The 5,481-nt window shown below is 72.0% G+C and carries 7 protein-coding genes and 2 pseudogenes; 2 read left to right on the top strand and 7 right to left on the bottom strand.

Going from position 1 to position 5,481, the window contains the following annotated elements; translation table 11 throughout:
* Positions 1–230: pseudogene (locus JNW91_RS29210) on the bottom strand (ComEA family DNA-binding protein); the annotation flags it as partial.
* Between the two features lie 135 nt (positions 231–365).
* Positions 366–536 (bottom strand): VOC family protein, encoded by a 171-nt coding sequence (locus JNW91_RS29205; RefSeq protein ID WP_238425910.1) that lies wholly within the window; start codon positions 534–536, stop codon positions 366–368.
* A 433-nt stretch (positions 537–969) separates the two neighbouring features.
* On the opposite strand from JNW91_RS29205, the gene JNW91_RS29200 reads away from it, so the two are divergent.
* Positions 970–1,191 (top strand): GntR family transcriptional regulator, encoded by a 222-nt coding sequence (locus JNW91_RS29200; protein WP_203178714.1) that lies wholly within the window; start codon positions 970–972, stop codon positions 1,189–1,191.
* Between the two features lie 6 nt (positions 1,192–1,197).
* Here the strand turns inward: JNW91_RS29200 and JNW91_RS29195 are convergent, their stop codons facing one another.
* The 5 genes and pseudogenes from JNW91_RS29195 to nadD all read right to left on the bottom strand — a co-directional run bounded on the left by JNW91_RS29195 (position 1,198) and on the right by nadD (position 4,647).
* Positions 1,198–1,971 (bottom strand): SDR family NAD(P)-dependent oxidoreductase, encoded by a 774-nt coding sequence (locus tag JNW91_RS29195; protein ID WP_203178716.1) that lies wholly within the window; start codon positions 1,969–1,971, stop codon positions 1,198–1,200.
* Positions 1,972–1,983: 12 nt separating this feature from the next.
* Positions 1,984–2,828: pseudogene (locus JNW91_RS29190) on the bottom strand (DegV family protein); the annotation flags it as partial.
* A gap of 48 nt (positions 2,829–2,876) precedes the next feature.
* The gene (locus JNW91_RS29185) at positions 2,877–3,536 is read right to left on the bottom strand and encodes a histidine phosphatase family protein (protein ID WP_203178713.1); all 660 of its coding nucleotides are present in this window, start codon (positions 3,534–3,536) and stop codon (positions 2,877–2,879) included.
* On the bottom strand, positions 3,533–3,940 hold the full coding sequence (gene rsfS, locus JNW91_RS29180) for a ribosome silencing factor (RefSeq protein WP_203178712.1): 408 nt from the start codon (positions 3,938–3,940) through the stop codon (positions 3,533–3,535). Before rsfS ends, JNW91_RS29185 begins: the two co-directional genes overlap by 4 nt.
* 110 nt (positions 3,941–4,050) lie before the next feature.
* A complete protein-coding gene (gene nadD / locus JNW91_RS29175) occupies positions 4,051–4,647 on the bottom strand; it encodes a nicotinate-nucleotide adenylyltransferase (protein WP_203178711.1) in 597 nt (198 codons plus the stop codon).
* A 110-nt stretch (positions 4,648–4,757) separates the two neighbouring features.
* On the opposite strand from nadD, the gene JNW91_RS29170 reads away from it, so the two are divergent.
* On the top strand, positions 4,758–5,426 hold the full coding sequence (locus JNW91_RS29170; protein ID WP_203178710.1) for a PadR family transcriptional regulator: 669 nt from the start codon (positions 4,758–4,760) through the stop codon (positions 5,424–5,426).
* The last annotated feature ends 55 nt before the right edge of the window (positions 5,427–5,481 follow it).

Here is a 5,481-nt window from a genome sequence, read left to right as displayed (position 1 = left end):
ACGACCGCCAACGCCCGCACCCCGCGCCGCCCGGGATCGAACGCTCCCGGCCCGGGCAGCCGCGACGCGGGCTGGACCTCAGGACCGACCGGCGCCACGTCCGCGGACGGCGCGCCGAGCAGCGGTACGCCCGCGGGCGGCGCCTCGGCCCGGGGCGACGGCACGTTGACCGGCGGGGCCGTCAGCCGGCGCAGGCGCTGGCGTACCTCTGTCTCCTCGTCGTGCGACACGGCCCGACGCTAGGGCGGCGGACGGCGCGGCGGGGAGCGCCGGCATCGCCCTGTGGACAAACGACGCCACTGTGGACAACGCCCTGATCATGCCCCGATCTGCTAGAGGGCCGTGCGGACGAGTGCAGCGGGCCCTTACAGGTACGGCCGCGTGATGATCTCGATCGCGTGTCCCGCCGGGTCCTTGAAGTAGAAGCCCCGCCCACCGTGCTCGGTGTTGGTCTCCCCCGGACGCCTCATCTGCGGGTCGGCCCAGTACGTGATGCCCCGCCCCTCGACGAACGCCAGGCACCGGCCGAACAGCACTGAGGCAAGGTCGGCCACAAGCTCCGAAGCCCAGTCGAGTTGTCGGCAGTCATTGCGTCCTCGGCACTCCAGGCACCCGCCTGCCGCCACGGCCGGTCGAGTGCCCGAGTCCAGTGCGCGTCCAGGACCCGCTTGGCCATGAACAGTTCGGTCGCCTTGGACACCGGTTCGTCGACTGGCATCGTCGCACCCCCTCGCGCGATCCGGAGTTGCCCGCCCTGAGGGCCCAGTCCTTGCGATGTGCTCCCTCAGGGCGGGCAGGCCGGACGGCTCAGGAGTGCTGAAGTCCAGGAGTATCCGACCGCTGTCTCACTGTATCCACTGTCTCACTGTAGTCAAGTTCTCACTGTCTCCACTTTGCTGCGTTGCCGCCTTGTCTCGATCACGGCCGGGCTGGAAACATGATCTCCGCTGAAGTCCGGGAGAGCCGATCATGCCGACGAGACCACCGCACTACCGCCGCGTGGCGGACGACATCGAGCAGAAGATCCGCTCGGGCGAGTACTCGCCTGGCCAGCAACTGCCGTCGGTGTCCGAGATCGGTGAGCTCTACAACGTGGCACGCTCCACGGCCTACCGGGCCGTCAAGGAGTTGCATGAGCGGAACCTGGTTTACGGTCAGCAGGGGCAAGGCGTCTTCGTCGCCGACAGCTAGGACGGGTCAGCGGGCCTCCGGGTCGAGCCCGAGCACGGCTCGCCCTCCGTCCACCGGCAGGATGACACCGTTGACGAAGCTCGCCGCCGGTGACAGCAGGTACGCGACGGCCTCCGCCACCTCGTCGGCCCGTCCGATCCGGCCCACCGGGTGCAGCCGGTTCAGCTCCGCGTCGATCCACTCGGCCTGCGACGGCTCCTGCGCGGCGAGGAACTCGGCGTGCCGTTCGGTGGCGATCGAGCCGAGCGCGACGGCGTTGGCGCGGATGCCGTGCCGTCCGTACTCGACGGCCAGCGCCCGGGTCAGCCCCTCCACGGCGGCCTTCGCCGTGGCGTACGGCAGGGCGCCGGACACCGGCCGGCGGGCCTGGTGCGACGAGACGTTGACGATCGCGCCGCCGGTGCCGGCGGCGAGGAACCGGCGGACGGCGACGGCGGCGCCCACCACGGCGGGGCGCAGGTTCAGCGCGATCAGGTCCAGCACCGTGTCGGCCGACGCGGCGTGCAACGCGGCGTCGCGGAACACCGCCGCGTTGTTGACCCAGCCGGTCAGCGGGGCGGCGCGTTCGGCCCGTTCGGCGGCGCGCTCGGCCACCCGCTCGTCACCGGCGTCGCCGACCACCGCGACAAGTCGGTCGGCGGCCGGATGCCCGGCCAGCCAGTCGACGGCGTCGGCGTCCCGCTCCACGACGACGACGGTGGCACCGGTGGCCACCAGCCGTTGCACGACGGCCCGACCGATGCCACGGCCACCTCCGGTGACCACGCAGGAGGTGGGCATCGACTCAGCGCCCGGTCGGCGGTGGACGACCACGGAGGCCAACCCCGGGCCGCGTGCGCGGCGACCACCGCGCCCGCCTCGGACACGTAGGTGTCGTGCAGCCGGTCACCGAACCGCCTGGTCAGCGCGGCGAGCAGCGCTTCGGCTCGTTGCGGCGCGGCCAGGTGGTGCACGCCGAGGTCCACGTCGTCGTCGCCGGCCGCCTCGACGGCCAGGTCGACGAGCCGGGACACACCTCGGCTGGCGGTACGGACCTTCTCCCGCAAGACGATCGCCCCGTCCGGCATGTGCATGATCGGCTTGACGGACAGGGCGGTGCCGAGCAGCGCCTCGGCGGCGTTGATCCGGCCGCCTCGGCGGAGGAACTCCAGCGTGTCGACGTAGAACCAGACGGTGGTCCGTGCGACGGCCGCCAGCGCGGCGTCGCGTACCCCGGCCAGGTCGCTGCCGGCCTGGGCGGCGGTGGCGGCCGCGATGGCCGGGAAGCCGAGCCCCATGCCGGTGGAGCGACTGTCGACGACCTCGACGCGGCCGTCGAAGTCGGCGGCGGCGAGCCGGGCCGCCTCGACCGTGCCGGACAGGGCGGCGGAGATGTGCACCGAGACGACGCCGTCGGCGCCCTCGTCCAGCAGTCGGCGGTACGTCCGGGCGAACTGCTCCGGTGCCGGCCGGGAGGTGGTCGCGGTGACCCGCCGGCCGCTCAACGCCAGCGTGGCGTCGGCCGGTTGGGTCTCCACCCCCTCCAGCCCTTCCGCGCCGTTGAGCACGACGGTCAACGGGACGACGGTCAGCCGGTGCGCCTGCACCAGCTCGGGTGGAAGGTAGGCGGTGGAGTCGATGACGACCGCGACGGGCATGCCCGGCACGCTAGCCGATCGAGGCCCCCGACGCAGAGGCGAGAGTGCTCAGACCGCGTCGACGACCACCGGGGCGGTGACCAGGCCGACGTTGTGCGCCCGCAACTGCCAGCCACGGACGTCCTGGGGACGTCCGACTGCCGGCGCGCGGTCGTCGCGCCGTAGCTCGCTCCAGTGGCAGTTGGCCAGGGAGCCGATGCCGCGCAGCACGCCGGAGTCCCAGCCGAGCAGGTGTCCGATGCCCTGCCGGGAGCCGCCGCCGTGGGTGGCGACCACCACCGTGCCGCCCGGTGCCGCGTCGGCTGCCTCCCGCAGTGCGGTGCCGACCCGCTCGCCGAGGTCATGCAGGGGCTCCAGATCCGCACCCGGGTCCGGGTCGCCGGCCCGCCAGCGGGCGTACTCGTCGGGGAAGCGCTCGGCGACCTCGGTGAGGTGCAGTCCCTGCCACTGGCCGAAGTGCCGCTCGCGCAGCCGTGCGTCGGTACGGACCGGCAGGCCGGTCAGCGCGACCAGCGCGGCGGCGGTCTCCGCGGCGCGGCTCAGGTCGCTGGACACGATGGCGTCGGGTCGCAGCGCCGCGAGCAGCGGGGCGGCGGCGCGGGCCTGGTCGCGGCCCAGCTCGTTGAGGGGTACGTCGGTCTGTCCCTGGACGCGGTTGGCGGCGTTCCAGTCGGTGTTGCCGTGCCGCCAGACGATCAGCCGGGTCATTCGGCCGCGGCGGGCCCGCCGGCGTCGGCCTCGACCAGGTCGCGGTCGACGAACGGGATGGTGGGGCAGTCCTTCCAGAGCCGGTCGAGCGCGTAGAACTCGCGCTCCTCGGTGTGCTGGACGTGCACCACGATGTCGACGTAGTCCAGCAGCACCCAGCGGCCACCCCGCTCGCCCTCGCGCCGGATCGGCTTGGCCTTCTCCGGAAGCTCCAGCAGGCGCTCCTCGATGGCGTCGACGATGGCCAGCACCTGACGCTCGTTGGGGGCGGCGGCGAGCAGGAACGCGTCGGTGATGGCGAGCTGGTCGCCGACGTCGATGATCGCGATGTCCTGCGCCTTCTTGTCGGCGGCGGCCTGGGCGGCTGCGATCGCCAGCTCGTGAGCGCGTTCGGAAACTGTCACCGTTCTCCTTCGATCAACCGTGCGATCCTCCAAGCGTCTCATACCCGGCGACGCCTCGACCTGTCAGTTCTGGTGGGTTAGGCGTCCGAAACGGCTCATACCGGGCGGAATCAGGGCTGATAGAGGCGCCTCTTGGCGATGTACTGCACCACACCGTCGGGCACCAGATACCAGACCGGCTCGCCCCGGGCCACCCGGGCACGGCAGTCGGTCGACGAGATGGACATCGCCGGGACCTGGATCAGGCTGACCGTGTCCGCCGGCAGGTGCTCGTCGGTCAGCGGGAAGCCCGGCCGGGTCACCCCGATGAAGTGGGCCAGCTCGAAGATCTCGTCCAGGTCCTTCCAGGACAGGATGCGTTGCAGCGCGTCCGCGCCGGTGATGAAGAACAGCTGCACCTTGGGGCCGTACTCGGCCTGGAGGTCGCGCAGCGTGTCGACGGTGTAGGTGGGGCCGCTGCGGTCGATGTCGACGCGGCTGACCTGGAAGCGGGGGTTGGAGGCGGTGGCGATGACCGTCATGAGGTACCGGTCCTCGGCGGGGCTGACCGGTTCGTCGGCCTTCTGCCACGGCTGCCCGGTGGGGACGAAGACCACCTCGTCCAGGCCGAACCGGTCGGCCACCTCGCTGGCCGCGACGAGGTGCCCGTGGTGGATGGGGTCGAAGGTGCCACCCATGATCCCGATCCGCCGGATATCTTCCTCCACCCAATGATCGTAGGCCGGGCGTTCGGGCCGACCGTCCCGGCCCGGCACGACGGTCGCGGCGCCGATACTCGTAGGCATATACTCGTAGGCGAGTAATCGGGAGGGGCCTCATGGCGAAGCGACGCAAGGTGGGCAATCTGCTGGCGCTGGCCGTGTTGTCCGCCCTGGTCCAGCGGCCGATGCACCCGTACGAGATCGCCACCGCACTGCGCGCCTGGGGCAAGGACCAGGACATGGAGCTCAAGTGGGGCTCCTTCTACACGGTGATCCGCAACATGGACAAACACCACCTGATCGAGGCGGTCGAGAGTCTGCGCGAGGGCCGGCGCCCGGAACGCACCGTCTACCGGATCACCGAGGCGGGCCGGGCGGAGCTGGTCGACTGGGCCCGCGAGCTGGTCGCCACCCCGCTGCCGGAGCACCCCCGTTTCCGCGCCGGGCTGTCCGTGCTCGCCGCGCTGCACCCCGATGAGGCCACCGACCTGCTCCGGCAGCGACTCGACCGGCTGGACGACGCGCTCCGCCGGGACCGCGAGACGCTCGACGCTCACCTGCGGGAGATCCCCCGGCTGTTCCTGGTGGAGTCGGAGTACGACCTGGCCATGCGGGCCGCGGAGGCGACCTGGCTGCGAGCCCTGCTCGCCGAGCTGACCTCCGGCGGCTACCCCGGGCTGGACACCTGGCGGGCGTTCCACGAAACCGGCGAGATGCCACCCGAGCTGACCGAGCTGGCGGAGAGGACCAGCAGCGCCACGTCATCGACTGGGACGCCCCGGTGACGGCGGAGCCCGCGCTGCGCTGAGCCCCGGCGCGGGGTGGCCGATGAGCCACCCC

Origin of the sequence: Micromonospora parastrephiae, from assembly GCF_016802865.1 — a bacterium.
Taxonomy (GTDB): domain Bacteria; phylum Actinomycetota; class Actinomycetes; order Mycobacteriales; family Micromonosporaceae; genus Micromonospora; species Micromonospora parastrephiae.
This window is presented reverse-complemented; position numbering and strand designations above follow the sequence as displayed.